Origin of the sequence: Cytobacillus firmus (assembly GCF_023715565.1) — a bacterium.
GTDB classification, from domain to species: domain Bacteria; phylum Bacillota; class Bacilli; order Bacillales; family Cytobacillaceae; genus Cytobacillus; species Cytobacillus firmus_C.
The window spans coordinates 34,161-61,009 of sequence record NZ_JAMBOJ010000021.1 but is presented as its reverse complement, the minus strand read 5'-3'; the positions used below and the strand labels follow the sequence as shown (position 1 = coordinate 61,009).

24 protein-coding genes are annotated in these 26,849 nt (G+C 40.9%); all 24 read left to right on the top strand.

Annotated features, from left to right (window positions below; translation table 11 throughout):
- The first annotated feature begins 255 nt into the window (after window positions 1–255).
- Window positions 256–1,599, top strand: coding sequence for an acetyl-CoA carboxylase biotin carboxylase subunit (locus M3205_RS10495; RefSeq protein WP_251169859.1), 1,344 nt, complete (start codon window positions 256–258; stop codon window positions 1,597–1,599).
- 15 nt (window positions 1,600–1,614) lie between these two features.
- Window positions 1,615–1,827: a biotin/lipoyl-binding carrier protein gene (locus M3205_RS10490; RefSeq protein WP_251169858.1), complete on the top strand. Its 213-nt coding sequence runs from the start codon at window positions 1,615–1,617 to the stop codon at window positions 1,825–1,827.
- Between the two features lie 120 nt (window positions 1,828–1,947).
- A complete protein-coding gene (locus tag M3205_RS10485; protein WP_251169857.1) occupies window positions 1,948–3,489 on the top strand; it encodes an acyl-CoA carboxylase subunit beta in 1,542 nt (513 codons plus the stop codon).
- 185 nt (window positions 3,490–3,674) lie between these two features.
- Window positions 3,675–4,568 (top strand): 2-dehydropantoate 2-reductase, encoded by an 894-nt coding sequence (locus M3205_RS10480; RefSeq protein ID WP_251169856.1) that lies wholly within the window; start codon window positions 3,675–3,677, stop codon window positions 4,566–4,568.
- Window positions 4,569–4,578: 10 nt separating this feature from the next.
- Window positions 4,579–4,965 (top strand): DUF3397 domain-containing protein, encoded by a 387-nt coding sequence (locus M3205_RS10475; protein WP_311315724.1) that lies wholly within the window; start codon window positions 4,579–4,581, stop codon window positions 4,963–4,965.
- A 130-nt stretch (window positions 4,966–5,095) separates the two neighbouring features.
- Window positions 5,096–6,730: a bacillithiol biosynthesis cysteine-adding enzyme BshC gene (gene bshC / locus M3205_RS10470; RefSeq protein ID WP_251169855.1), complete on the top strand. Its 1,635-nt coding sequence runs from the start codon at window positions 5,096–5,098 to the stop codon at window positions 6,728–6,730.
- 278 nt (window positions 6,731–7,008) lie between these two features.
- Window positions 7,009–7,440, top strand: a complete 432-nt coding sequence (gene mraZ, locus M3205_RS10465) for a division/cell wall cluster transcriptional repressor MraZ (protein WP_009330903.1) — start codon at window positions 7,009–7,011, stop codon at window positions 7,438–7,440.
- 110 nt (window positions 7,441–7,550) lie between these two features.
- The gene (gene rsmH / locus M3205_RS10460; protein ID WP_251169854.1) at window positions 7,551–8,483 is read left to right on the top strand and encodes a 16S rRNA (cytosine(1402)-N(4))-methyltransferase RsmH; all 933 of its coding nucleotides are present in this window, start codon (window positions 7,551–7,553) and stop codon (window positions 8,481–8,483) included.
- A gap of 31 nt (window positions 8,484–8,514) precedes the next feature.
- Window positions 8,515–8,880: a cell division protein FtsL gene (gene ftsL / locus M3205_RS10455; RefSeq protein ID WP_251169853.1), complete on the top strand. Its 366-nt coding sequence runs from the start codon at window positions 8,515–8,517 to the stop codon at window positions 8,878–8,880.
- Window positions 8,880–11,102 carry a penicillin-binding protein gene (locus tag M3205_RS10450; RefSeq protein WP_251169852.1) on the top strand — a complete coding sequence of 741 codons (2,223 nt, stop codon included), beginning with the start codon at window positions 8,880–8,882 and terminating at the stop codon, window positions 11,100–11,102. The genes ftsL and M3205_RS10450 overlap by 1 nt, the downstream gene beginning before the upstream one ends.
- Before the next feature lie 98 nt (window positions 11,103–11,200).
- On the top strand, window positions 11,201–13,117 hold the full coding sequence (locus M3205_RS10445; protein ID WP_251169851.1) for a stage V sporulation protein D: 1,917 nt from the start codon (window positions 11,201–11,203) through the stop codon (window positions 13,115–13,117).
- Window positions 13,118–13,354: 237 nt separating this feature from the next.
- Window positions 13,355–14,815: a UDP-N-acetylmuramoyl-L-alanyl-D-glutamate--2,6-diaminopimelate ligase gene (locus tag M3205_RS10440; RefSeq protein WP_251169850.1), complete on the top strand. Its 1,461-nt coding sequence runs from the start codon at window positions 13,355–13,357 to the stop codon at window positions 14,813–14,815.
- Between the two features lies 1 nt (window position 14,816).
- The gene (locus tag M3205_RS10435) at window positions 14,817–15,266 is read left to right on the top strand and encodes a hypothetical protein (protein ID WP_251169849.1); all 450 of its coding nucleotides are present in this window, start codon (window positions 14,817–14,819) and stop codon (window positions 15,264–15,266) included.
- 2 nt (window positions 15,267–15,268) lie between these two features.
- A complete protein-coding gene (gene mraY / locus M3205_RS10430; RefSeq protein ID WP_251169848.1) occupies window positions 15,269–16,243 on the top strand; it encodes a phospho-N-acetylmuramoyl-pentapeptide-transferase in 975 nt (324 codons plus the stop codon).
- Window positions 16,244–17,596, top strand: coding sequence for a UDP-N-acetylmuramoyl-L-alanine--D-glutamate ligase (gene murD / locus M3205_RS10425; RefSeq protein ID WP_251169847.1), 1,353 nt, complete (start codon window positions 16,244–16,246; stop codon window positions 17,594–17,596). It begins immediately after the preceding gene.
- A 170-nt stretch (window positions 17,597–17,766) separates the two neighbouring features.
- On the top strand, window positions 17,767–18,867 hold the full coding sequence (gene spoVE, locus M3205_RS10420; RefSeq protein WP_251169846.1) for a stage V sporulation protein E: 1,101 nt from the start codon (window positions 17,767–17,769) through the stop codon (window positions 18,865–18,867).
- 273 nt (window positions 18,868–19,140) lie between these two features.
- Window positions 19,141–20,244, top strand: coding sequence for an undecaprenyldiphospho-muramoylpentapeptide beta-N-acetylglucosaminyltransferase (murG, locus tag M3205_RS10415; RefSeq protein WP_251169845.1), 1,104 nt, complete (start codon window positions 19,141–19,143; stop codon window positions 20,242–20,244).
- Window positions 20,245–20,310: 66 nt separating this feature from the next.
- On the top strand, window positions 20,311–21,219 hold the full coding sequence (gene murB / locus M3205_RS10410; RefSeq protein ID WP_251169844.1) for a UDP-N-acetylmuramate dehydrogenase: 909 nt from the start codon (window positions 20,311–20,313) through the stop codon (window positions 21,217–21,219).
- 192 nt (window positions 21,220–21,411) lie between these two features.
- Window positions 21,412–22,203: a cell division protein FtsQ/DivIB gene (locus tag M3205_RS10405; protein ID WP_251169843.1), complete on the top strand. Its 792-nt coding sequence runs from the start codon at window positions 21,412–21,414 to the stop codon at window positions 22,201–22,203.
- Window positions 22,151–22,882 carry a DUF881 domain-containing protein gene (locus M3205_RS10400; RefSeq protein WP_251169842.1) on the top strand — a complete coding sequence of 244 codons (732 nt, stop codon included), beginning with the start codon at window positions 22,151–22,153 and terminating at the stop codon, window positions 22,880–22,882. The genes M3205_RS10405 and M3205_RS10400 overlap by 53 nt, the downstream gene beginning before the upstream one ends.
- A gap of 69 nt (window positions 22,883–22,951) precedes the next feature.
- Window positions 22,952–23,683, top strand: a complete 732-nt coding sequence (locus M3205_RS10395) for a DUF881 domain-containing protein (RefSeq protein WP_251169841.1) — start codon at window positions 22,952–22,954, stop codon at window positions 23,681–23,683.
- The gene (locus M3205_RS10390) at window positions 23,683–24,051 is read left to right on the top strand and encodes a small basic family protein (protein WP_251169840.1); all 369 of its coding nucleotides are present in this window, start codon (window positions 23,683–23,685) and stop codon (window positions 24,049–24,051) included. The genes M3205_RS10395 and M3205_RS10390 overlap by 1 nt, the downstream gene beginning before the upstream one ends.
- A 123-nt stretch (window positions 24,052–24,174) precedes the next feature.
- The gene (gene ftsA / locus M3205_RS10385; RefSeq protein ID WP_251169839.1) at window positions 24,175–25,461 is read left to right on the top strand and encodes a cell division protein FtsA; all 1,287 of its coding nucleotides are present in this window, start codon (window positions 24,175–24,177) and stop codon (window positions 25,459–25,461) included.
- Between the two features lie 147 nt (window positions 25,462–25,608).
- The gene (gene ftsZ, locus M3205_RS10380; RefSeq protein WP_251169838.1) at window positions 25,609–26,754 is read left to right on the top strand and encodes a cell division protein FtsZ; all 1,146 of its coding nucleotides are present in this window, start codon (window positions 25,609–25,611) and stop codon (window positions 26,752–26,754) included.
- The last annotated feature ends 95 nt before the right edge of the window (window positions 26,755–26,849 follow it).

Sequence of the window (26,849 nt, the reverse complement as noted above, 5' to 3'; positions counted from 1 at the left end):
CCCTTAGCCATCGGTGTGTAGGACTTCTGTGGATGTAAACGCTTTATAATACCTTCCTTTATAGTTGAAAGGTTTCTTCTTTGTCTATTATTATATAACAAGTAAACAAAAAATTCTGCACATATGGAAAACTTAATATATTTTTAGTTTTTTTATAAAAATCAGAAAGCGTTTACAAAAATAGAAGGAAATTAGCAGAAGATTGTAGAAATATATATTATTGCAGGATTAATACGAGTAGAAAGGGGCCAGATTGTGCAAAAAATTCTGATTGCCAACAGGGGAGAAATTGCTTTAAGAATCATTAAAACCTGCCGTGAAATGGAAATTGAAACTATTGCCATATATTCTGATGCAGATAAAGACCTGCCTTTTGTTAAAGAAGCTACATATGCTTTCCGTATTGGTGAACCGCCTGTCAATAAATCTTATTTGAAAACAGATGCAATTCTAGAAATTGCCAAAAGGGAAAAGGTGGATGGAATTCATCCGGGATATGGTTTTTTGTCGGAAAACGCCGGCTTTGCAAGAGCGGTAATTGATGCAGGGATTGCTTTTATTGGACCGGATCCGGAAACGATTGAATTGATGGGGGATAAAATTGTATCCCGCAAAACCATGAAGGAAGCAGGAGTGCCGATTGTCCCGGGGAGCGGAGAAGGAACCTCCACCCTCGAGGAAGCATGCAGACTTGCTGATGATATGGGTTACCCAGTCATGCTGAAGGCAAGTGGTGGAGGCGGAGGAATTGGTATGGTGCGCTGTGAAAATGAGCAAGCGCTCGCTAAGTCCTTTGCCTCAACCAAGTCCCGTGCCAAAGCTTATTTTGGGTCTGATGAGGTTTTTGTAGAAAAGTATATAGAAAAGGCCAGACATGTTGAAATACAGGTATTTGGTGACCATCATGGGAATATCGTCCACTTATTTGAAAGAGATTGCTCAATACAGAGGAGACATCAGAAGGTAGTGGAGGAATCACCATCTCCTTTCCTTTCAGATCAAACAAAGCAAAAAATGTATGATACAGCTTTGACTGCTGCCAGAGCAGTCGATTATAAAAATGCCGGTACTATTGAGTTCATTGTAGATGAACAGGAGAATTTTTATTTTCTTGAAATGAATACAAGACTTCAGGTTGAGCATCCCGTAACTGAACAAGTAACCGGACTTGATCTTGTTGAATGGCAGCTCCTTGCAGCAAGAGGGGAGAAGCTTCCTCTTGAACAGAACAGAATAGAGCAGCAGGGCCATTCGATTGAATTTAGGCTTTATGCAGAGGATCCTGTAAGCTTCATGCCTTCTCCTGGGAAATTGTCAAAATTTGAATGGGCAGATTTCCCGGGAGTACGAGTAGATTACGGATACTCTTCAAATACGGCAGTCAGCCCATTTTATGACCCTATGATCGCTAAATGCATTATTTATGGACAATCAAGGGATGAAGCAATCAAAAATGCACTGCAGTTCTTTGGTGGACTGAAAATTGAAGGTATTAAAACGAATGCCCCATTATTTAAAGAGATTTTAAAAGATGAAGATTTCCGTAATGGAAATTATTCTACATCCTATCTAACCCAGAAGGCTTTTGCCGTTAACTAAAAGGAGGAAATAACAATGAAAGAAATTACATCATCAATGGCAGGTACTGTATTAAATGTGTTGGTCGAAGCGGGTCAGGAGGTTAGTGCCGGACAGGAAGTACTAATGCTTGAATCCATGAAAATGGAAATTCCAGTTGAAAGCGAAGCTGCTGGAAAAGTGGCCGAAGTAAAGGTAAGTATAGGAGATTTTGTGAACGAAGGCGATGTACTGGTCGTATTTGAATAAGCAGGAAGGGACATGGATATTCAGTGAGGTATCGGGCTGTTTTCTGCGCCCGGATGCTCCGTTTAACTCTTTACGATTCAGGTTTTGTAATATCGAAATATATGTTAGAGGAGGATGGGAATGACTACTGCAAAGACATTAACTGAGACGCTCCAGGAAAGAAGCCGTGTAATAGAAGCGGGCGGACATCCAAAATATCATGAAAAAAACGAAGCACAAAACAAACTTTTTGTCAGAAGAAGGCTTGAACTTTTGTTTGATGACGGATTCTATGAGGAAGATGGAAAATTTGCGAACTGCCAGGAAAATGACCTTCCTGCAGATGGAGTAGTTACTGCAGTTGGAAAGGTCAACGGCCAGACTGTTTGCGTAATGGCGAATGACTCAACGGTAAAGGCCGGCTCCTGGGGTGCTAGGACGGTTGAAAAGATCATCCGTATTCAGGAGACAGCCGAGAAGTTGAAAGTTCCAATTCTATACCTGGTTGACTCTGCCGGTGCCCGTATTACCGATCAGCTTGAAATGTTTCCGAATAGACGCGGAGCAGGAAGAATTTTTTACAATCAGGTAAAGCTTTCAGGCATGATACCGCAGATTTGCCTCCTTTTTGGACCATCTGCCGCCGGCGGGGCTTATATACCTGCATTTTGTGATATTGTGATTATGGTAGATCAAAATGCTTCAATGTATCTTGGATCACCAAGAATGGCAGAAAAGGTTATCGGAGAGAAGGTTACCCTGGAAGAAATGGGCGGCGCCCGCATGCATTGTTCTGTCAGCGGATGTGGAGATGTCCTTGCTTATAGTGAAGAAGAGGCTATTGAGTCAGCAAGAAGGTATTTGGCATATTTCCCGGCAAGCTTTAAAGAAAAACCTGGGAGACTGGAAAATGTCATGCCAAAATCCGGCCGTGCCCTTGAAGAAATCATCCCAAAAAATCAAAATGCCCCATTTGACATGTATGAATGTATTGATTCCTTAATTGATGAAGACAGCTTTTTTGAAATTAAGAAGCTTTTCGCTGCGGAACTGATTACCGGACTTGCCCGAATAGGAGGAAGGCCTGTAGGAATTATTGCCAACCAGCCAAAGGTTAAAGGCGGCGTTTTATTTGTGGATTCTGCGGATAAAGCAGCGAAGTTTATTCAGCTTTGTGATGCTTTCCATATCCCGCTGTTATTCCTGGCGGATGTGCCTGGATTCATGATCGGAACGAAGGTTGAAAGAGCCGGAATTATCCGTCATGGTGCCAAACTTATTGCTGCCATGAGTTCTGCAACAGTTCCGAAAATCTCCGTTGTTGTAAGAAAGGCATATGGAGCCGGATTGTATGCAATGGCTGGTCCGGCATTTGAGCCTGATTGCTGCATAGCATTGCCAACAGCACAAATTGCAGTAATGGGACCTGAAGCAGCAGTAAATGCTGTTTATTCCAATAAAATCAATGCGATTGAAGATCCAAAAGAAAAGATTAAGTATGTTCAGGAAAAACAGCAGGAATATAAAGAAACAATCGATATCTACAAGCTTGCCTCTGAATTGATTGTTGACGATATTGTTGCACCTTCAGATTTAAGAAATGTTTTAATTAACCGATATACTCTTTATGAGACTAAAGAACTAACATTTAGCGTCCGGAAACATCCAGTTTATCCGGTATAATACTCATCATTAAAAATCCCTTTTTCGATTTTCGAAAAAGGGATTTTTTTAAAGGATTTAACTGATGAAAAATGGAATTAAGAATTAACTATTAGATTTCATGTTAAAAATATATTCCATTTTACCCATGAATTTATCTTATTTTGTTAAAATATGTTTAAAAAGTAAAAATGGTGGAGTCTGTTATGAAAATAGCTATTATCGGAGGAGGCGCTGTCGGCCTTCTGTTTGCCCATTACTTAAATGAAAATCATGATGTGCTTATCTATGTGAGAAACAGCAATCAGCTGAATATGCTTCGAAAAAATGGACTTACAATCGGGAGAAATGGAATCCTCTTCAATACCCGCGTTAAAGCATGCCATTTTAGTGAATGGAAGGGAGAAGAGGATTTAACAATCATTGCGGTTAAGCAATACAGTATTCCTGAATTGACAAAAGATTTAATGAGGATGAATGCTTGCAAATCCGGATCATTTTTATTTCTGCAAAATGGGATGGGGCACTTGAAGTGGGCAGAAATGCTGGAAGCTGATAACCTTTTTGTGGGCAGCGTTGAGCATGGTGCTTTAAAAACGGAGGCTGATACGGTGCTGCATACTGGGATAGGAGTCACAAAAGTGGCAGCATTAAAGGGAGAATTGGATTTTTTGAGGGAAATATCCATTTCGGTATCTTGCTTTTTTCCATTTACCTTCCTCGGAGATCATCTGGAAATGCTAATTCAAAAATTAATCGTCAACAGTCTGATCAACCCTCTTACTGCAGTTCTCCGTGTTAGAAATGGTGAACTGCTTTCGAATAAATATTATTATCAGCTATTTTTAAAGTTGTTTGACGAAGTTAGTGCCATATTAGATATCACTGATAAGACAGCTGCTTTAAGCCACGTGAAAAGTATTTGTGAGGAAACAGCGATGAACAGATCCTCCATGCTTAAGGATATTGAAGAAGGCAGGGAAACCGAGATAGATGCTATTTTAGGCTATATCCTTAAGGAAGCTGAAATGAAGAAGATATCTGCTCCGTATACAGAAAGTCTTTATTGTCAGATTAAAGGCAGGGAGAGGGGGAAGTAAGTTGAACACTGTGTTCTCAAGCTTGATTGCAACACTGGTGACTATACCGCTGCTCGGGTATCTGGCTGTTTTTATTATCAGCAAACAAATTACAAAAAAACATAAAAAATCTGTACATATTGCCTTGGATGTAAGCACGTTTTTATTTATATTGTCGGTTCACTATTTAATAATTGTTATCTGGGACAAATCTTTTCTCTGGATGATTATTCTATCCCTGCTCATTACAGCTGTCATTTTTATTATCATTCATTGGAGAATTAAGCATGAAATTAATATGCGTATTTTATTTAAAGGATTCTGGAGATTTAATTTTCTGCTTTATTTAACTGCTTATATCATCTTGATGCTAATCGGTCTTGTTCAAAGGGTAACTTCCGTTGTTTTCATACCTTAGTAAACAATATGGTTCACATTTAGAATTGAAGCATTTAGGTAAGCAAAGTTTTTTTCTTTTCAATTAAGACAATGCTATACTCATAAGATGAAAATCAAAATTGATCAGCTATGAGAAAGGAAGTTCATTAATGGAGATTCTTAATCTCTCATTACCGGCAACAAACCGGTTTGCAACAGATTATATTGCACAAACAGAAGAACTTATGCAGTTTTTCCACTATCGTTATAATTCGGATTCTGATTATAAAGCAAGGTTAGCTGAACTGAAGGGCCGTTCGTTTATGAGAGAAGAACTTTCTCATTATATTGGAGAGTTTATGGATCGTTTTCCTTCTTCCTCGGCAGTTCATGACTCGCTAAATAAGCTTAAGCAAGAAAATAGTGCTGTGATTATCGGAGGGCAGCAGGCAGGGATTTTGACGGGACCACTTTATACTATACATAAAATCATCTCAATCATTCATCTTGCAAAACAGCAGGAAAGTAAGCTGGGTATTCCAGTGGTACCTGTTTTCTGGATTGCTGGCGAGGATCATGACTATCAGGAAGTAAATCACATTTTCATCGAGAAGAATAATAAATTGGAAAAAATGACTTATCCTGAAAAGGTCCTAGAGAAGAAAATGGTATCAAATGTTCCTTTGAACGGTAAAAAGTGCAGGGCATGGGTGGAAGACATCATTGAAACTTTTGGAGAGACGGAGCATACAAAAAATCTCCTTTTGGAATTAGAAGAAATAATTATGCACTCCCAAACGTATGTGGATTTCTTTGCAGGCATTATCATGCATCTATTTAAAGAAACAGGGCTTCTTCTGGTTGATTCGGGTGACCAAAGGCTCCGCAAACTTGAAAGCAGTATTTTCGGCAAACAGATTAAAGGCTTTAAAGAAATCACAAACCGTGTGAAAAGCCAGCAGCAAAACCTGGAGAATTCGGGATTTCCAAATGCCATTGATTTAAGTGATAATGCTGCCAACCTGTTCTATTATGATGAAAAGCATAAAGAAAGGATTCTTCTGGAATTCAATCAGGATAAAAAGGTATTTACGGGTAAAGAATGCTTCCATGAATTTACCATGAATGAACTTCTGGAGATGGCGGAAACTCATCCGGAAAGACTTAGCAATAATGTGGTGACAAGACCGATCACTCAGGAATGCCTGTTTCCGGTTCTTGGCTTTATAGCCGGGCCTGGCGAAATTGCTTATTGGGCAGAACTGAAATTGGCATTTGAATGGTTTGGGATGAAAATGCCTCCTATTATGCCACGTTTAAATATAACTTTTTTAGAACGGTTTGTAGAAAGTGATTTAGACGAATTAGGTCTTGATTTACAGTCTGTGCTCATTTCAGGAACAGAAGAAGTGAAGGAAGTTTATTTAGAGAGTACTAAAAATGCAAGCATAGAAGACCAGTTCCGTAAAACAAAAGAGCAGTTAAAACAAAATTATGAGCTTATTGAAGAGCTTACATTAAAAGATGTCAGTGCCATGCTTCCACTGTTGAAGAAAAATGAAGAGCTTTTATTAAAGCAGATAGATTTCATGGAGAATAAAATACAGAAATCCATACAGCAAAAATATGATGTGGTCATAAAAAAATATGAAAAAGCTGAAAACTCCCTGAGACCGGGTGGCATTCCTCAGGAGAGAGTGTGGAATATTCTGTATTACCTTAATAAATATGGGAAAGATTTTCTTGAAGAATTACTCCATTTATCGTTTGATTTTGATGGGACACACAAAGTCATAAAAATTTAATATTCGCCATTATTCTTAGGACCTTTTCCATTCGGATAAGGTCCTTTTTTATATGAATAAGAAGATGAAACCTCTTTATCACCTGGAATTTCCCCCTTTAAAGACCTTGTGAAAAAACAGTAAAGAGTTTAAAGAAAATGTAATAAAAAGACGAACGGAAAATGCGTGAATACCTTATGGGAAGCAGGATTTTTAATGTAGTGGTAGAATAATTAAAAACATGTGGAGGAAAGTGGGGGATTGTGGTACATTTGAGTTAGAAAGTGGGTGCAGTGGGTATGTTTATGGGTGAGTTCCATCACAACGTTGATAACAAAGGCCGACTCATCGTGCCATCCAAGTTTCGTGATAACCTGGGTGAAACATTTGTTTTGACACGCGGGCTTGATCAATGTTTGTTTGGTTACCCCATGGATGAGTGGAGGCAGCTTGAAGAGAAATTAAAAGGCCTTCCACTTACTAAAAAAGATGCCCGTGCTTTTACCCGTTTTTTCTTTTCAGGTGCCACTGAATGTGAAATAGATAAGCAAGGAAGAATAAATATTGCTTCCCCGCTTCTGCAATATGCAAAGTTGGAAAAAGAATGTGTAGTGCTGGGCGTTTCCAATCGAATCGAGATATGGAGCAAGAATCTTTGGGAAGATTATTTTGCAGAATCAGAGGAATCTTTTGCTGATATTGCGGAAAATATGATTGGGTTTGATATATAATGGGAATGTTTTAGTAATATAATTTCCCTTGAAACAAAGATACTTGGTTAGCTCCGGATGCTTACATGCGTCTTGTGCTTCTCTGATTGGAAAGGTGGATTTATTCAACAATGTTTGAACATACAACAGTACTATTAAAAGAAACAGTAGAAGGCTTAAACATCCATCCAGATGGTGTGTATGTCGATTGTACGCTGGGCGGAGCAGGCCACAGTAAGTTAATTCTTTCCCAGCTGTCAGAAAAAGGAAAGCTATACGCATTTGACCAGGATGACACAGCAATTGCACACGCGAAAGAAAAACTGGCTGAATATGGTGACAGAATCACGATTATCAAAAGTAATTTTAAGTATCTTCAGGAAGAGCTTGAAATCCTTGGTGTCTCTAAAGTTGATGGTGTTTTATATGATCTTGGTGTTTCTTCACCTCAGCTGGATACACCTGAAAGAGGATTCAGTTATCATAATGATGCGCCGCTTGATATGAGAATGGATACAGGTGCTGATATTTCCGCTTATGATGTGGTAAACAGCTGGGAATATAGTGAACTTGTGAAGATCTTCTTCAGGTATGGAGAAGAGAAATTCTCAAAGCAAATTGCGAGGAAAATAGAAGCGGCAAGGGAAGTTTCTCCAATAGAAACAACAGGTCAGCTGGTAGAAATTATTAAAGAGGCCATTCCTGCACCTGCCAGGCGAAAAGGCGGACATCCCGCCAAGCGTGTTTTTCAGGCAATCAGAATAGCTGTTAATGATGAACTAGGGGTATTTGAAGATTCTCTGAACCAGGCTATTGACATATTAAATCCCAAGGGAAGAATCAGCGTAATTACGTTTCACTCACTGGAGGACCGAATTTGTAAAGCTGCCTTAAAAAAAGCCAGCGAAACACCAAATCTGCCTCCTGGGCTACCGATTATTCCAGATGAATATAAGCCAATCTTAAAGCTAATTAACAGAAAGCCGATTCTGCCTTCAGAGGAAGAGCTGGAACATAATAATCGAGCAAGGTCCGCAAAGCTGAGAATAGCAGAAAAGCTTTAATTGAATAGAGAAAATATACAGGAGGGGAATTATGAGCAATTTAGCCCGAAAAATACAGGAAGAAAAACAATTTGATGTTCAAACCCAGCCCGTAAATGTCCCAAAGAAATTAAAAACAAAAAAGTCCTGGCTTTCACCCGGTGAGAAAATACTGGGACTTGCTTTCACTGGCATTGTTTGTTTTGGTGCAGTGCAAATGGTTTCAAATCAGGCGGCAATTTACGAAGTAAACAAAGAAATTCAGCAAACAGAAGAAGCAATCCAAACGCAGACCAAAGTGAATACGGATCTTAGCATGCAAGTGAGCGAATTAAGTACATACGAACGCATTAAAGCGAAAGCTGAAGCAATGGGTCTCACATTCAGCGGAAAAAATGTTAAGGTCGTGGAAGATTAATGAAGAAACAGCCAAATATCAATTTGGGAGCAGCGATATTATTTTTAATATTCAGCCTGCTCTTTTTTGTATTAATTTTTCGCTTTGTTTCTATTCAGGCAACAGGTGAGGCAGCAGGCCACGCACTTGCGGCTAAAGCTCAGCAGAAATACGAACGCGAAAAGACCATACAGGCAAAAAGGGGCTCCATTTATGACCGGAATGGGGAGGTCATTGCTGAGGATACGATTTCTTACAAGCTTGTAGCAATACTGGACAAAAGCATGGAGCCTGATTATGTGAAAGACCCTGGAAAAACAGCAGCCGCGCTTGCGAAAGCTATTGACCTGGAAGAGTCAGAGATTTACAGGATTTTAACAAAGAAAACAAAAGACGGAGATAAACCATTCCAGGTTGAATTTGGAAAAGAGGGTCGCGATCTTCCATTAAAAACAAAAAGAGAAATAGAAGATATGAATTTGCCCGGAATTACATTCATAACAGATTCCAAGCGGTTTTATCCAAATGGGGTCTTTGCTTCGCATTTAGTCGGGTATGTTGAAAAGAAAAAATCAAAAACCAATAGGACTGATACAGTCGGGATGTTGGGCCTCGAACAGAGCTTAAATAAGGTGCTCACAGGAAAAGATGGGAAATTCAGCTATAAAAGTGATATATGGGGCTATCTGCTCCCTAATGGAGATCAAAAAATCCAGCCTGCTCAAAATGGCAAAGATGTGTATCTTACAATCGATAAGAAGATCCAGACTTTTCTCGAAGATTCTATGAATAAAGTAGACGAGGAATATCAGCCGAAAAAAATGGTTGCAGTAGTCGCTGATGCTAAAACAGGTGAAATTTTGGCTATGGGACAGAGGCCGTCCTTTCATCCTAAAACAAAGGAAGGCATCGAAGACACCTGGCATAATGAAGTGATTGAAAACTCATTTGAACCCGGATCAACCATGAAGATTTTTACTTTGGCTGCTGCCATTGAGGAGGGTGAGTTTGATCCGAATGAATGGTATAAATCAGGGAGTTATAAAGTGACCGAAAATTCACCGGCTATACGGGACCATAATCAGGGACGCGGCTGGGGATCGATTACTTATCTTGAAGGTGTTCAGCGTTCATCGAATGTGGCTTTTGCCAAAATAGTGAAAGAAAAACTTGGGTATGAAAAATACAGGGAATATATAACAAAGTTCGGTTTTGAAAATCCGACGGGAATTGACCTGCCGAATGAAACGGGGGGGAAAATCGCTTATGAATGGCCGCTCGATAAGGTGACTACGGGATTTGGACAAGGTTCGGCCATTACGACTATTCAGCAGATACAGGCAGCCACTGCCATCGCGAATGACGGCAAAATGATGCAGCCGCATGTAATCAGCAGCATTGTTGATAGCGATAAAAAGGAAGTCGTGAAAAAAACAAAGCCGAAGGTGAATGGAAATCCCATTTCTGCAGAAACGGCAAAGAAAACTAGGGATATCCTGGAAACAGTTGTTTCCTCTGAAAAAGGAACAGGTTATAAAAGGTATAATATCGAAGGCTACGAGGTTGCCGGAAAAACGGGGACTGCCCAAATTCCCGATCCAAATGGCGGGGGCTACTTAACTGGTCATGAAAATTTCATTTTCTCGTTTTTAGGAATGGCTCCTAAAGATGATCCTGAACTGATCATCTATGTAGCGGTCCAGCAGCCGGAAATAGACCTCAGTACAAATGGTGCAGAACCTGTTGCTAAGATTTTTACACCGGTAATGAAAAGCAGTCTGCAGTATTTAAATATAGAACCGGCAAAAAAACTAAAGGCAAACTCGGAACATGCGCCTGAAGTTGAAGGGAAAACAGTTGAGGAAGCAAAAGCATATTTAAAAAAGTCCGGATTTGAAGCAATTGTGCTGGGAAAGGGCACCAAGATACAAAGGCAGGTCCCTGGCAATATGTACAATTTGCTTGAAGGCGAACGAGTGATTCTAAAGACAGATGGTGAATTAACAGTGCCTGATATGTCTGGATGGTCTCTAAGGGACGTCATGAAGGTAGCGAAGCTTGCTGACTTAAAGCTTAATACTGTTGGAAGCGGATATGTGGTGAAACAAAATCTAAAAGCCGGTTCTGTACTTAGGGATGGTGACTATTTAATAGTTGAACTAGAGCATCCTGCTGAGAAATATAATGAGGAAGACCTCAAATCAGAAGAGCAGCAGGAAGAAGAGGAAGCAGTGCTTGATTAATTTGGGAACGTACTGCCGGATGTGCGGCAGTGCGTTCTATTCGTTTTGGTACAAGCATATATTGGAACGAGCCATAATTTAAGGAGGTTCGTCCGTAGATGCGTGTTTCAAATGTAACCGTTCGAAAACGGCTGACTGCAGCGTTGTTTGTTGGTATTCTCGTTTTTTTTATAATTGATTTGCGTCTGGGATATGTTCAGTTTTTTTTAGGGAATATGCTTACAGATGGCGCAAAGGAGCTCTGGAGCAGAGATATCCCCTTCGAACCTGAAAGAGGAGAAATCGTTGACCGAAATGGTGTTCCGCTGGCTACGAATGTCAGTGCTCCGACTGTCTATGTTGTACCCAGACAAATCAAAGATCCCGCAGATGCTGCAGAGAAATTGGCTGCAGTACTGAATATGTCAAAGGAAAAAGCCTACGAGCTTATCACCAAAAGGGCATCTAGTGTGAAGATTCCTCAAGGCAGAAAGATTTCCCATGAAAAAGCGAAAGAAATCCGCGCATTGGGTATTGAAGGAATTTACATTGGTGAAGATTCAAAACGCCATTATCCTTTCGGTAATTACCTATCGCATGTTCTGGGGTTTGCCGGAATTGATAATCAGGGTCTTATGGGCCTTGAGTTATATTATGATGAAAAGCTAAAAGGGAAAAAGGGATCTGTTAAGTTTTATGCGAATGCAAAGGGAGAGCGCATGAACGATATGGCGGATGATTATAAGCCGCCTGTTGATGGAATGGATCTAAAGCTTACTATCGATTCGAAGATACAGACTATTGTAGAAAGGGAGCTTGATATAGCTCAGGCGGAATATAATCCTGATGGAATAATTGCGATTGCCATGAATCCAAATAATGGAGAGGTTCTTGCGATGTCCAGCAGACCGGATTTTGACCCGGCGAATTTTAAAAATGTTCCTCCTGAGATCTACAACCGTAATCTGCCGATATGGAGTACATACGAGCCGGGTTCCACATTTAAAATCATTACTCTGGCAGCTGCATTAGAAGAGGGGAAGGTGAATTTGGAAAAGGATCATTTCCACGACCCGGGCTCTGTTGAAGTTGGCGGTGCCAGACTGAGATGCTGGAAAAAAGGCGGACATGGCAGTCAGACTTATCTTGAAGTAGTACAAAATTCTTGTAATCCCGGCTTTGTAGAGCTGGGTGAAAGATTAGGCAAAGAGTCACTATTTAAATATATCCGTGACTTCGGGTTCGGCGAAAAGACCGGCATCGACCTTCAGGGAGAGGGGAAAGGAATCCTGTTTAATCTCGATCGGGTTGGTCCAGTAGAGCAGGCAACCACTGCTTTTGGTCAGGGGGTTTCCGTTACTCCGATTCAGCAGGTAGCAGCCATTTCAGCTGCAGTTAATGGGGGAACTTTATATACGCCTTATATAGCAAAAGAGCTTATAAATCCAGCAACAGGTGAGGTATTGATGAAAAAATCGCCTGATGCAAAAAGAAAAGTAATTTCAAAGGAAACATCTGATGAAATCCGTAAAGCGCTTGAGTCAGTTGTGGCAAAAGGGTCAGGAAAAAAAGCGTTCGTTGACGGATATCGTGTTGGGGGGAAAACGGGGACTGCACAAAAAGCGCAAAATGGCCGGTATCTGGAAAATAACCATATCGTATCATTCATAGGGTTTGCACCTGCTGATGATCCTCAACTCGTCGTGTATGTGGCTGTGGATAATCCAAAAGGAACCGTTCAATTTGGCGGTGTAGTAGCTGCTCCGATTGTAGGGGAAATAATGGGTGACAGCCTGCGTGCGATGGGTGTAAAGCCCCGCAAAAATCAAATTGAAAAAGAGCTGACATGGATGGATTCTCCAATGATTGAGGTTCCTGATATGGTAGGTATGACAAAGAAAGACCTTGGGGAACTATATCTTAACCTGAAAATTGATGCCAGCGGGACAGGGAATACGGTGGTTAAACAATCGCCTCAGCCGGGCATTAAATTAAAAGAAGGTTCAACGATCCGCCTGTATTTTGATAATAAATAAGATAAGGAATGAGGGCGGCTTCCTCTGCGCCGCCTGAATTTTTTTTGTTTGTAAGGAAACTGTAACATACTTTCGTGGTTCTGCTTCTATATATAAAATAGCTAAAAAAGCAATTATCCTGTACAATATATATCGCCATCATTTAGAATGTTGTTTTGATTATATTTATTTATTTTGACCAGTTTCATTAAAAAAGGGAATAGTTTGCTCTGTTTTAACATGAGAGGAATGGTAAAGATGGAATTACATAGACTGCTGCGATTTTTACAGCCTTATATGACATATAAATGTGAAAATCCTGAAATCACAGCGATTGTTAACGATAACCGGAAAGCTCTGCCTGGAAGTCTGTTTGTATGCATTGAGGGCTATACGGTAGATGGCCATGATTTTGCAGCTTCTGCTGCCGAAAAAGGTGCAGCAGCTGTTATTGCACAAAAAGAACTGGATTTGGATATCCCGGTTATAGTAGTTAAAAATACAAAAAGGGCGCTGGCAGTGCTGGCTGATGCTTTTTATGGACAGCCGAGCAAACAGCTTCATTTAATTGGCATAACAGGGACTAATGGCAAAACAACAACAAGTCATTTAATTGAAAAGATTCTTTCAGACGCAGGAAGAAAGACCGGCTTGATTGGCACGATGTATACGAAGATTGCCGATGAAACTTTTGAAGTTAAAAATACTACTCCTGAAAGCCTGACTCTGCAAAGTACATTTAGAAAAATGGCAGATGCCGGTGTGGATTCAGCTGTAATGGAAGTGTCTTCTCATGCACTTGTTGAAGGCCGTGTTCATGGCTGTGATTTTAATATAGCCGTATTTACGAACCTGACACAGGATCACCTGGATTATCATAAAACGATGGATGAATACAGAAGAGCAAAAGGACTGCTGTTTGCCCAGCTTGGAAGCGCCTATAATCATGGAGAACCGAAGTATGCCATTTTAAATTCAGATGACCCTGCTTCTGCAGAATATGAAAAATCGACGGCTGCTCATGTCATTTCCTATGGAATTGATCAGGAAGCAAATCTGCGGGCCGTTAATATTCAAATGACTGCTGCCGGTACGGAATTTGACTTAATCTCTCCATTTGGAAAGCATAAAGTTTCTTTAAAAATGATAGGCAAGTTCAGCATCTATAACGTCCTTGCCAGTATTGGAGCAGGTATCGCTGCAGGGATTTCAATCTCTCAAATCATTAAATCTGCAGAAGAAGTTAAAGGTGTAGCCGGCAGATTTGAAACCGTAGATGCAGGCCAGGATTTTTCTGTGATCGTTGATTATTCACATACTCCGGACAGCCTGAAAAATGCACTGGAAACAGTAAAGCAATTTGCACAGAAGCGCATTTTTGCCATCGTAGGCTGCGGAGGAGACAGAGACAAATCCAAACGTCCGCTTATGGCTGAAATTGCATGCCAGTACAGTACAGACCCAATCTTTACTTCAGACAATCCAAGAAGTGAAGACCCGATCCAAATCTTGAGGGATATGGAAGAGGGAGTAAAAGAAGAAAGTTATAAAATAATCGTCGATCGAAAAGAAGCTATTTACTATGCGGTAAAAAAAGCCAGTGCAGGAGACGTTATCTTAATAGCAGGAAAGGGTCATGAGACCTATCAGATTGTAGGCAGCCATGTTTTTGATTTTGACGACCGTCTTGTGGCAAAAGAGGCTATAGAGGAGCGATAAAATGTATTTGACGTATCAGGATTTAGCGGAATTGTTTCCAGCAGTCAAAGGAATAAAGGATCATGAGCTGGAATTTCATACCGTGGCATCGTCCTCTTCTTACCTGCAGCCAAAAGGAATTTATATTCCTTACGAGGAAGAAGGAAATCTGAAGGAAGCTATTGAAAGAGGGGCTGTTGCTGCAATCTGGAATAAGAATGCCGAAACGCCGCCATATACTCCAAATCATTTCCCTATTTTTTATACTAACGACTTAACGAAAGGTTTAAAGGATATCATGGACTTATATATTAATAAAATAAGTAAAGCAGAAGATAAGATGAACACAACTAATTTCCTTATTTCGGATGAAGAAAGTCTTAAAGAAAAAGAAACGACATATGATATTGCTGTAATGGCAGCAAGATTAGCGGAAACTGCGGGTCATGACAAACGCGAAAGGAGGGGATAAGTATGATGGAGCAAGTTGTTTTTTTCACAATATTGGCAGGTTTTTTAATTACGGTATTGCTGTCTCCCATATTTATTCCCTTCCTGAGAAGGTTGAAATTTGGGCAAAGCATCCGTGAAGAAGGCCCGAAATCCCATATGAAGAAGACAGGTACTCCGACAATGGGCGGAATTATGATTCTTCTTTCGGTCACGGTGACCACTTTATTTATGACCGGTAAATTTTCACAGCCTGCAGTAGAAACATATTTACTGCTTCTGGTTACCCTGGGGTTTGGACTCCTCGGTTTTCTGGATGATTTTATAAAAGTGGTATTGAAGCGTAATCTAGGCCTGACTTCAAAGCAGAAGCTCCTGGGCCAGATTATTATTTCCGTGATTTTTTACTTTGTTTATAAGCAGAATGACTTATCAACAGAAGTCCATATTCCCCTGACGGATATTTCGGTTGATTTGGGCTGGGGATATGTTTTATTTATTATTTTCTGGCTGGTCGGATTCTCGAATGCTGTCAATTTGACAGATGGACTTGATGGACTTGTCTCCGGGACGGCCGCAATCGCTTTTGGAGCATTCGCAGTACTGGCTTGGAATCAATCCCAATTTGAAGTATCCATTTTTTCTGTAGCAGTAGTTGGAGCAGTATTGGGTTTCCTTGTCTTTAACGCCCATCCTGCAAAAGTGTTTATGGGAGACACAGGTTCACTGGCTCTTGGGGGTGCTATTGCGACCATAGCCATCCTGACAAAGCTTGAAATCATTTTGATTATTATCGGCGGGGTATTTGTTATTGAAACCTTATCCGTTATTCTGCAAGTTGCCTCTTTTAAAACCACCGGCAGACGGATTTTCCGTATGAGCCCGCTGCACCATCATTATGAATTGGTAGGCTGGTCAGAATGGCGGGTTGTTGTTACGTTCTGGACGGTTGGTTTATTGTTTGCAATCTTAGGAATTTATATTGAGGTGTGGGTGTAAGTGAAAGAAATCAATAGCTATCGACATAAGAAAATATTAGTATTGGGACTGGCGAAAAGCGGAGTGAGTGCAGCTTCCCTTTTACATAAGCTAGGAGCATTTGTGACTGTCAATGATTATAAGCCGCTTGCAGAGAATCCTGAAGCACAAGGACTGCTTGAGCAGGGGATTACGGTTATATGCGGCGGGCATCCCATTGAACTCCTTGAAGAGGGGTTTGAGCTGATCGTAAAAAACCCCGGTATACCATATCATAATCCAATGATAAGAGAAGCCCTTGAAAAGGGCATACAGGTTATTACAGAAGTGGAGCTTGCCTACCAGGTTTCTGAAGCTCCTTTTATTGCGATTACTGGTACAAACGGAAAAACGACAACCACAACACTTGTGTTTGAAATGCTTCAGGAAGGGAACAAGATGCCGCTGATCGCTGGAAATATTGGTACAGTAGCTTCCGAAGTTGCCCAGGATGCCGCGGAAGAAAACCATATCGTGATTGAGCTTTCATCGTTTCAACTGATGGGGATTCGGGATTTCAGGCCGAGAATTGCCATTTTGACCAATTTATATGATGCCCATTTGGATTACCATGGCACAAGAGAAGAATACCATGCAGCCAAAGCAAACATTACGATGAATCAGACTGAACAGGATTATTTCATTGTCAATGCCGACCAGGATAAAGTATTGGAAGCGGCTGCCCGCTCAAAGGCTCAGATCATTCCTTTTTCGACTTCCAAAGTGCTGTCTGAAGGTGCATATGTGAAAGATGGCTGGATTTATTTTAATGATGAACAAGTGATCGAAAGAAAAGAAGTTTCATTGCCAGGGGAGCACAACCTTGAGAATATCCTGTCCTCAGTGGCTGCTGCCAAGCTGACAGGAGTCGGGAATGAAGCCATCAGGCGGGTTCTGGGTTCGTTTACAGGTGTAAAGCATCGCCTGCAATATGTTGGGAAATACCAAAACAGGAAATTTTATAATGATTCTAAAGCAACGAACATCCTTGCAACGAAGAATGCGGTCGCAGCATTTGATCAGCCTGTTCTTCTTCTCGCAGGAGGCCTAGACCGCGGAAATAGCTTTGATGAACTCATTCCATCTCTTAAAAAGGTAAAGGCTCTGGTAACCTTTGGCCAAACTGCTGAAAAGATTGAAAAAGCAGCAATGGAGGCGGGAATAAAAACAATAGAGCGTGTCGATAATGTTGAAAACGCCGTACCTGCAGCCTTCAGGCTTTCAGACCCGGGAGATGTGATTCTGCTTTCTCCTGCCTGTGCAAGCTGGGACCAGTATAAAACTTTTGAGGTTCGTGGAGACATGTTTATAGATGCGGTGCATAAACTTAGTTAAGGGCTTGTCTGCGGGACTAAGAAACTTTCAGCAAAGACATTTAACTTCCTCGCGTGGCATTTAGAGCTTCAAATAGATACAAAAGACTGCCGGAAAGTGGATAAGCTTATTTGGGCAGGGCATATTGTTCTATTTTGACAGCCCTAAAACTTGCATTCGAGGTGTTTTCGTTGCCGGCTAAAAAAACCACTCCCGATTTTATATTAATGATCGTCACCTTAACGCTGCTTGCTGTAGGATTGACTATGGTATACAGTGCCAGTGCAGTTTGGGCAGATTATAAATTTGACGATTCTTTCTTTTTTGCGAAAAGGCAATTGCTTTTTGCCGGAGTTGGAATTATTGCGATGTTTTTTATTATGAATGTGGATTATTGGACATGGAGAACTTGGGCAAAAGTGTTAATCATCATCTGTTTTGTGCTTTTGCTTCTGGTGCTGGTTCCGGGTGTAGGAAACGTGAGAAACGGTTCGAGGAGCTGGATTGGCGTTGGTGCATTTTCAATACAGCCATCGGAGTTTATGAAGCTTGCCATGATTGTGTTTATGGCAAAATTCCTCTCCGAAAAACAAAAGCTGATCACTTCTTTCCGAAAAGGCCTTGTACCATCTTTAGGGTTGGTGTTTTTAGCATTTGGATTAATTATGCTGCAGCCTGATTTAGGGACAGGAACTGTAATGGTGGGGACCTGTGTTGTCATGATTTTCATTGCAGGGGCCAGAATCAGCCACTTTGTCTGGTTTGCCCTTGCTGGTTTGGCCGGATTTGTGGCACTGGTTCTGTCAGCCCCTTATAGAATAAAGAGGATAACATCCTTTCTTGACCCATGGGAGGATCCGCTGGGCAGCGGTTTCCAGATTATCCAATCCTTATATGCAATTGGGCCTGGAGGGCTGTTCGGCCTTGGTCTGGGACAGAGCAGACAAAAGTTTTTCTATCTTCCTGAACCGCAGACAGATTTTATTTTTGCCATTTTAGCTGAGGAGCTTGGGTTTATTGGCGGATCTTTTGTTATATTGTTATTTGCCCTCCTTTTATGGCGTGGCATCCGCATTGCTCTTGGCGCCCCTGATTTATATGGGAGTTTTTTGGCTGTTGGGATTATAGCGATGGTGGCTATACAGGTAATGATCAACATAGGGGTTGTAACAGGTTTGATGCCTGTTACGGGAATCACGCTTCCATTTCTGAGCTACGGGGGATCTTCCCTGACACTGATGCTAATGGCTATAGGGGTCCTGCTTAATATTAGCAGATATGCAAGGTACTAGCGCATTAATAACATGCATTTTAGGAAACCCTGTTAAGCAGGGTTTCTTTTTTGGAAGCAACAACAAGTCCTGCACGTGGAATTATCAAACTTCTTTGCAATTTTGCACATTATTACATTTCTTTAACATTATGATGTTCGTTCCTATCTATTTGTTTTGAATATAGTAGAATAGGGAATTAAGGGGGAGTGTTTGCACTCCAACGCGCTGTTGGCCATCATAATTATTTACCAAGGGAATACTAAGATTATTACTCTTTTATGAGGTGAAAGAATGAAAATTGCTGTTAGCGGCGGAGGAACTGGCGGTCATATATATCCGGCACTTGCGCTTATAAGACAAATTCAGAAAGAACATAAGGATGCAGAATTTTTATATATTGGAACTGAAAAAGGGCTTGAAAACACGATTGTGAAACGTGAAAATATCCCTTTTAAATCAATACATATAACCGGTTTTAAAAGAAAAATCTCTTTGGATAATGTGAAAACTGTTTTAAGGTTCCTGAAAGGCGTTCGTGACAGCAAAAAGATGCTTAAGGAATTTAAGGCGGATGTTGTTATCGGAACAGGCGGATATGTATGCGGACCTGTAGTGTATGCCGCATCCAAGCTTGGGATTCCAACCATTATTCATGAGCAAAACAGCGTCCCGGGACTAACCAATAAATTCTTAAGCAGATATGTAGATAAAATTGCAGTTTGTTTTGAAGAAGCAAAGGCATTTTTTCCGGAAACTAAAACCGTAATGACAGGGAACCCGCGTGCATCAGAGGTTTTGGGACAGGATGGAATCAGGGGAAGGCTGTCTGCAGGATTAAAGACAGGTGTTCCTGCTGTGATAATTTTTGGCGGCAGCAGAGGAGCAAGACCAATAAATGATGCAGTATTAAAAACACTGGCTGAGCTTAGTGAAAAGCCATATCAGGTTCTTTATATAACAGGTGATGTACATTATGAAGATGTACAAAAAGAAGTAGAACTCGTGGGGAATCCTGAAAACGTGATAATCAAACCATTTATTCATAATATGCCAGAAGTGCTGGCCGGAGCCAGCCTTGTCGTATCACGTGCAGGAGCCACTTCATTGGCAGAAATAACTTCTTTAGGCATACCAAGTATATTAATCCCAAGCCCATATGTTACAAATAATCACCAGGAGAAAAATGCAAGAGCGCTTAGTGAACATGGTGCTGCAGAGCTGTTGCTTGAAAAAGAGTTAACAGGCAAAAAGCTTATTGATAGCATTGACCGAATTATACTCAATAAAGATAAAATGGATAGCATGAAGGAAGCTTCAAGAAAACTGGGAATCCGGGATGCATCAAATAGACTTTACAAATTAATGGCAGAATTGGTTTCAGGCAGCAGGAAGTAGCCCTGTATCGTAAATTTGCATAGAATAAATAAATTTAGGTTGGAATCAATAGAAAGGGAGGTAAATATGGACGAATTTATCAGCAAGCTTAAAGAATTAAACATTGGAATAATCAAAGAAAATGAACCAATGGCTAATCATACAACAATGAAAATTGGCGGTCCCGCCGATTTGTTTATTGAGCCTTCTTCCATAGAAAAACTGGCAAAAGCGATGGAATTGATCCGTCAATTTGAATTGAACTGGAGAGCGATTGGAAGAGGATCGAATCTGCTCGTATCTGATGGCGGCATAGAAGGCGTGGTCATTAAATTAGGCCGCGGGATGGACCACATGGATGTTAAGGGAACGGAGCTGAGAGTTGGCGGCGGTTATTCTTTAGTAGCTCTATCCACCATAATCAGCAAAAAAGGCTTGTCAGGACTTGAGTTTGCCAGCGGAATTCCCGGGTCGGTAGGCGGAGCAGTTTATATGAACGCAGGTGCTCACGGTTCAGATATTTCACAAATTCTTACAAAGGCTCATGTTCTTTTTGAAGATGGGAAGATGGGCTGGCTCACAAATGAAGAAATGGAATTTTCTTATAGAACGTCCGTTCTTCAAAAGAAGCGTCCAGGAATTGTTCTTGAGGCCGTTTTTCAGCTTAAAGAGGGAGACCGTGAAAAAATATCCTCCGCAATGCAAAAGAATAAGGATTACAGGAAGGAAACACAGCCGTGGAACTTTCCTTGTGCAGGCAGTATTTTCCGTAACCCGCTCCCTGATTATGCGGGTCAGCTCATTGAGAAAGCCGGTTTGAAAGGCCACTCCATTGGAGGAGCTCAAATTTCCAATATGCATGGGAATTTCATCGTGAATGCGGGAGATGCAAAAGCGGAAGATGTCCTGGCGCTTATTCAGCATATTAAGGATACAATCTTTGATATGTACCGAGTAAAAATGGAGACAGAAGTGGAAATAATCGGTCGAAAGTAACGGGAAATAATACCTCACAGATACCATTTATTGTGATATAATGATTAATTAGATAACAGTGTATGCAGTGTTAACGGCATGTGTCACATGCCGTTCTCTTCCCTAATTTTTTGGTTGCATAAATTGTGCTGGACAAGCCATTTGATTAATTTAATTTATTGTCCTTGCGCTTTTCTTGATGGGGTGATAAATGTGGAGAAAAGTAAGGTTGTCTCGCTTGAGGATCGAATCCCGAAGCTTAAGCAGCAAAGAAAAAAGAAAGCAAACAGGAGACTGATTATTTTGCTGCTGCTTTTTTTCTCGCTGATTGTTTTAGTTATCTACTTTCAATCGCCCTTAAGTCATATTAAACAAATTAAAGTATCCGGCAATTCAATTTATGATAAAGAAGAAATTATCCAGATCAGCGGTGTTACTGAAAAAACAAATATTTGGAAGGTTGATGAAGAGGGTATGGAGGGTAGGCTTAAAGAGTTGCCTGAAATAAAATCTTCAACTGTTAAGATTCAGCTGCCTAGTACAATAATTATACAGGTAGATGAATTAAAGCGCATTGCCTACATAGCGAAAGAGAAGCACTACCTTCCTGTTATGGAGAATGGAAGCATATTAAAGGATGAAAAAGCTGCAGAGATCCCTGTTAATGCACCAATCCTAAATGGCTTTTCTGAGGGTGACATCCTTGATATGATGATCGCAGAACTGGAAACACTGCCCGAAGAGGTATTAAATTCAATTTCGGAAGTCCACCACTCTCCAAAAAAAACAGATTCCAATCATATTACTTTGTATATGAATGATGGTTTTGAAGTCAGCGCTACACTAAGAAGTTTTTCAGAAAAAATGGCACACTACCCTTCTATCATAAGCCAGCTGGATCCCCAAAAAAAGGGAGTCATTGACTTGGAAGTAGGCTCTTATTTTAAAGCTTATGAAAAAGAGGGAGCTGAAGAGATTGAAGAAGAAAATGAAGGTGAAGGGTAATCATGTAATATTCTCCCTGGTCTTTCTCGTGCTGGGTTACATGATGGCTTTTTCCTATCACCTTACACAGGGAGAAGAAGAAAAGCCTGCATTAAGCGGGAAGCAATGGGAAAGAGACCTGGAGCTGCGTAATCAGCTTGTTGAACTAGAGGAAAAAAACAGAGCTCTTCAAAAAGAATTAAATGAAAAGCAGGAAAGCGTTCTTGATATTGAAAAGGAGCTAGCAAAGGAAGCGCAGGTTTATTTTAATCTAGCCGAGGATGCCGAGAAGTACAGGATGCATCTGGGGAAAGTTAAAGTAAAGGGCCAGGGTGTTGAAGTTACTCTTGCAGATGGCGATTATGATCCTGATGAAGATAACATTAATAATTATATTGTACATGAACACCATGTCTTTAAAGTAATTAATGAGCTCTATATTTCCGGTGCCTCCGCAGTTGCCATAAACGGGCAGAGGCTTTCTCACAGTTCATATATTGTATGCAATGGGCCTGTGATAGAAGTAGACGGATATCAGCACCCTGCCCCTTTTGTCATTACTGCTATAGGTGATGCCGAAGTTCTTTCTTCAGCCCTGAATCTGACAGGCGGAGTGAAAGATACATTGGTAGATGAAAACATCCAATTCACTTTAGAGGAAAAGGGCGAAATTATCATTGAACCATTACTGGGTTCGTAAAGCCAAACCAGCATTCGTATATAATTTGTCCACAGAATAATTTATTCGGGAAAGCAAGGTGGAATTGAAGTGGACAGCAAAAAGAAGTTCAGCTTTGCCTTTATAACAGTTGTTATTGGCTTTATGATTGCCATACAGTTTCAAACAGTTAAGGAACCTGCTGTCCGGGATACGAGAGATACCTGGGAGCTTAGAGCTGATATCCTTAAAGAAAAGGAACTGCAATTAAGACTTTTGCGTGAAATCAGTTCAAACGAAGAAAAAATTGCCCAATACGAAACAAAGCGCAAGCAAAGCAAAGAACAAGTGCTTCGTGAGACGCTCGATGAATTAAAAATGGAAGCCGGATTAACTGAAGTGTCTGGACCTGGCATAATCTTAACCATAGAACCCGTATATGAGGAACTGCTCCTGGGCAAGCAGGCTGATTCTGTTTCCCCTGATTTACTTAAGCGGCTGGTCAACGAGTTAAACATGTATGATGCCAAGCACATATCCATTGGAGGCAGAAGGGTCATCAACACTACCGTCATAAGGGACATTAACAGGGAGACCATGATAGACGGATATGCCTTAAAATCCCTGCCTATTGAAGTGAAAGTAATCACTGAGAACTTTCAATCTGCAGAGAAGCTTTTTAACCGCATGCAGGTATCGAAATCTGCAGAAGAATTCTTTATTGACAATCTCCGGTTAAAGGTGGAAAAGTCTGCAGAGCCAATTACTGTTCCTGCATATGACGAGACATTGAGAATCAGATATATGGAGCCTGTGAAACCTGATAAAGGAGGCAAATCATAATGTGGCTTCCCGTCTTAGGATTGATCATAGGTGTGATACTTGGACTTATGACAGATATAAAAGTGCCGGATGAATACTCGAATTATCTGTCCATCGCTGTTCTTGCTGCATTGGATACTCTATTCGGCGGTATTCGGGCGCAGCTTCAAAACATTTATGATGAAAAAGTTTTCGTTTCCGGTTTCTTTTTTAACATCCTGCTGGCAGCAAGTTTAGCTTTTCTAGGTGTGTATCTTGGTGTAGACTTGTATTTAGCAGCAGTCTTTGCTTTTGGGGTCAGGCTATTCCAGAATATTGCGGTCATCAGAAGAATACTGATTGCAAAGTGGTCTCAAAACAGAGAAAAAACAGAAAAAAATGATATTTAAAAAAGGGAAAATATTAGTTTTGACGAATAATTTTATAGATAAACTAACTTATTAAAACAAATTACAGCAAAAAATGATTGTTGTTCAATATTCGGAATAGCAAAAAAAAGGAGGTGCCAGAGAATGAACAGCAATGAAATATATGTTAGTCTTGACATCGGTACATCCAGTGTAAAAGTAATCATTGGGGAAATGGTCAATGACACTTTAAATATTATTGGTGTTGGCAATGTACATTCAGAGGGTCTGCGCAAGGGCTCTATTGTTGATATAGACGAAACAGTTCATTCTATTAAAAAGGCAATCGAACAGGCTGAGAGAATGATAGGTATGGAAATAAAAAATGTGATTGTGGGAATAACAGGCAATCATGTTATGCTTCAGCCATCTCATGGAGTTGTCGCGGTCTCTAGTGAAAATAGGGAAATAACAGACGAGGATGTTGCTAGAGTTATAGATGCGGCACAAGTTGTGTCGATCCCGCCGGAAAGGGATATAATTGATGTCATTCCAAAACAGTTTATTGTCGACGGATTGGACGAGATCAGTGATCCCCGAGGAATGATTGGTGTGCGTCTGGAAATGGAAGGCACCATTATTACCGGATCAAAAACGATTTTACATAACACTCTGCGCTGTGTGGAACGAGCTGGCCTTGAAATCATGGATATTACACTTCAGCCTCTGGCGGCAGGTGCATTCGCATTATCCAAGGATGAGAAAAATCTTGGAGTTGCACTTGTTGATATTGGGGGCGGCTCCACAACCATTGCCATATTTGAAAATGGTTATTTAAAAGCAACGAGTGTCCTTCCTGTAGGTGGAGACCATATTACAAAAGACTTATCAATCGGGCTACGTACTTCTACAGAAGATGCAGAAAAAATTAAAACAAAGTATGGCTATGCTTTCTATGATCATGCATCTGAAGATGAGGTATTCAGTGTGCCCATCATCGGAAGTGATCAGCATCAGCAATTTAATCAGCTGGAAATTTCAGATATTATTGAAGCGCGAATGGAAGAGATTTTCGATCTTATCCAACACGAAGTGAAGCGTTTGGGTGCAAAAGATCTTCCTGGCGGCTATGTATTATCCGGCGGGGTTGCAAACACTCAGGGGATCCTTGAACTGGCACAGGATGTTTTCCAGAACAGAGTCCGCATTGCCATTCCAGATTATATTGGAGTAAGGGAACCGCAGTACACAACTGCTGTTGGATTAATTAAGTTCGCATATAAAAATGCTAAAATACAGGGCAGAAAAATGGAGCAGCCAGTGACTGTCCCTGAAGCAAAAGAAAACCGAGTGCAAAAACCGCAACCGCAACCGAAAACAAAGCCGGAAAAACAGCCGGAAGAAAAGATCACATCAAGAGTTAAAAAGTTCCTCGGATACTTTTTCGAATAACTTGATTTGATTCGCAAGGGTTAGGGAAACGGAATCAAAGCCAAACGGCAGATAGAAAAAGCACTGCAGCCCTATTATGGGAGTGCGTTAAAAAGCGAATCAAATAAGGGTGTTCTTAGGAATGTCGACGAATTAGGAGGATAAGTCATGTTGGAATTTGATACAAATTTGGATTCATTAGCAACTATAAAAGTCATTGGCGTTGGAGGCGGCGGTAACAATGCAGTAAACAGAATGATTGAGCATGGTGTTCAAGGTGTCGAGTTTATTGCAGTTAATACTGATGCACAGGCGCTGAATTTATCAAAAGCAGAAGTGAAAATGCAAATCGGAGGCAAGCTTACAAGAGGACTTGGGGCTGGTGCTAACCCTGAGGTAGGAAAAAAAGCAGCAGAAGAAAGTAAAGAGCAGGTTGAAGAAGCACTTAAAGGTGCGGATATGGTATTCGTTACAGCTGGTATGGGAGGAGGAACTGGCACAGGAGCAGCGCCAGTCATTGCCCAGATCGCTCGCGATTTAGGAGCTCTTACTGTAGGTGTCGTTACACGTCCATTCACCTTTGAAGGCCGCAAGCGTTCCACTCAGGCAGCCGGCGGAATTGCTGCTATGAAGGAAGCGGTTGATACACTGATCGTCATTCCAAATGATAGGCTATTAGAAATCGTTGATAAAAGCACTCCAATGCTTGAAGCATTCCGCGAAGCGGATAATGTTCTTCGCCAGGGTGTTCAGGGTATTTCTGATTTAATCGCTGTCCCGGGATTAATTAACCTTGACTTTGCAGATGTGAAAACAATCATGTCAAATAAAGGTTCAGCCTTAATGGGAATTGGTGTTGCTGCAGGAGAAAACCGTGCAGCAGAAGCCGCGAAAAAAGCGATTTCATCTCCTTTACTTGAGACATCCATTGATGGAGCTCAAGGTGTCCTAATGAATATTACCGGCGGGTCGAATCTAAGCCTTTATGAAGTGCAGGAAGCTGCTGATATTGTTGCTTCGGCATCAGATCAGGACGTAAATATGATCTTCGGTTCCGTTATAAATGAAAATCTTAAAGATGAGATCGTAGTTACGGTCATTGCAACGGGATTTAATGAAGAAGTGATCCAGCCTAAGCCTACGAGGCCATCATTCGGCCAGCCTAAACCTGCTCCAAATATGGGAAGTAGTATGAAGCGTGAGCCAAAGCGAGAGGAAGCTCAACAGGAAACTGTTAGGAGCAGCCAATCTCATCAGCCGGAAGAAACGTTGGATATCCCAACGTTCCTGCGTAATCGCAACCGCAGAAGATAATATATGAAGAAAAACACCTGGAAAATCAGCCTCGATTCCAGGTGTTTTTTTAGTTGTCATTAATGTTTTTCACATTAAAGCATGGCTCAAAGTAA

Coding starts and splice junctions, on each gene's coding strand:
- M3205_RS10490 (WP_251169858.1), top strand. CDS start 1,615: ATGAAAGAAATTACATCATCAATGGCAGGTACTGTATTAAATGTGTTG.
- M3205_RS10485 (WP_251169857.1), top strand. CDS start 1,948: ATGACTACTGCAAAGACATTAACTGAGACGCTCCAGGAAAGAAGCCGT.
- M3205_RS10480 (WP_251169856.1), top strand. CDS start 3,675: ATGAAAATAGCTATTATCGGAGGAGGCGCTGTCGGCCTTCTGTTTGCC.
- bshC (WP_251169855.1), top strand. CDS start 5,096: ATGGAGATTCTTAATCTCTCATTACCGGCAACAAACCGGTTTGCAACA.
- mraZ (WP_009330903.1), top strand. CDS start 7,009: ATGTTTATGGGTGAGTTCCATCACAACGTTGATAACAAAGGCCGACTC.
- rsmH (WP_251169854.1), top strand. CDS start 7,551: ATGTTTGAACATACAACAGTACTATTAAAAGAAACAGTAGAAGGCTTA.
- ftsL (WP_251169853.1), top strand. CDS start 8,515: ATGAGCAATTTAGCCCGAAAAATACAGGAAGAAAAACAATTTGATGTT.
- M3205_RS10450 (WP_251169852.1), top strand. CDS start 8,880: ATGAAGAAACAGCCAAATATCAATTTGGGAGCAGCGATATTATTTTTA.
- M3205_RS10445 (WP_251169851.1), top strand. CDS start 11,201: ATGCGTGTTTCAAATGTAACCGTTCGAAAACGGCTGACTGCAGCGTTG.
- M3205_RS10440 (WP_251169850.1), top strand. CDS start 13,355: ATGGAATTACATAGACTGCTGCGATTTTTACAGCCTTATATGACATAT.
- M3205_RS10435 (WP_251169849.1), top strand. CDS start 14,817: ATGTATTTGACGTATCAGGATTTAGCGGAATTGTTTCCAGCAGTCAAA.
- mraY (WP_251169848.1), top strand. CDS start 15,269: ATGATGGAGCAAGTTGTTTTTTTCACAATATTGGCAGGTTTTTTAATT.
- murG (WP_251169845.1), top strand. CDS start 19,141: ATGAAAATTGCTGTTAGCGGCGGAGGAACTGGCGGTCATATATATCCG.
- murB (WP_251169844.1), top strand. CDS start 20,311: ATGGACGAATTTATCAGCAAGCTTAAAGAATTAAACATTGGAATAATC.
- M3205_RS10400 (WP_251169842.1), top strand. CDS start 22,151: ATGAAAAAGAGGGAGCTGAAGAGATTGAAGAAGAAAATGAAGGTGAAG.
- M3205_RS10390 (WP_251169840.1), top strand. CDS start 23,683: ATGTGGCTTCCCGTCTTAGGATTGATCATAGGTGTGATACTTGGACTT.
- ftsA (WP_251169839.1), top strand. CDS start 24,175: ATGAACAGCAATGAAATATATGTTAGTCTTGACATCGGTACATCCAGT.
- ftsZ (WP_251169838.1), top strand. CDS start 25,609: ATGTTGGAATTTGATACAAATTTGGATTCATTAGCAACTATAAAAGTC.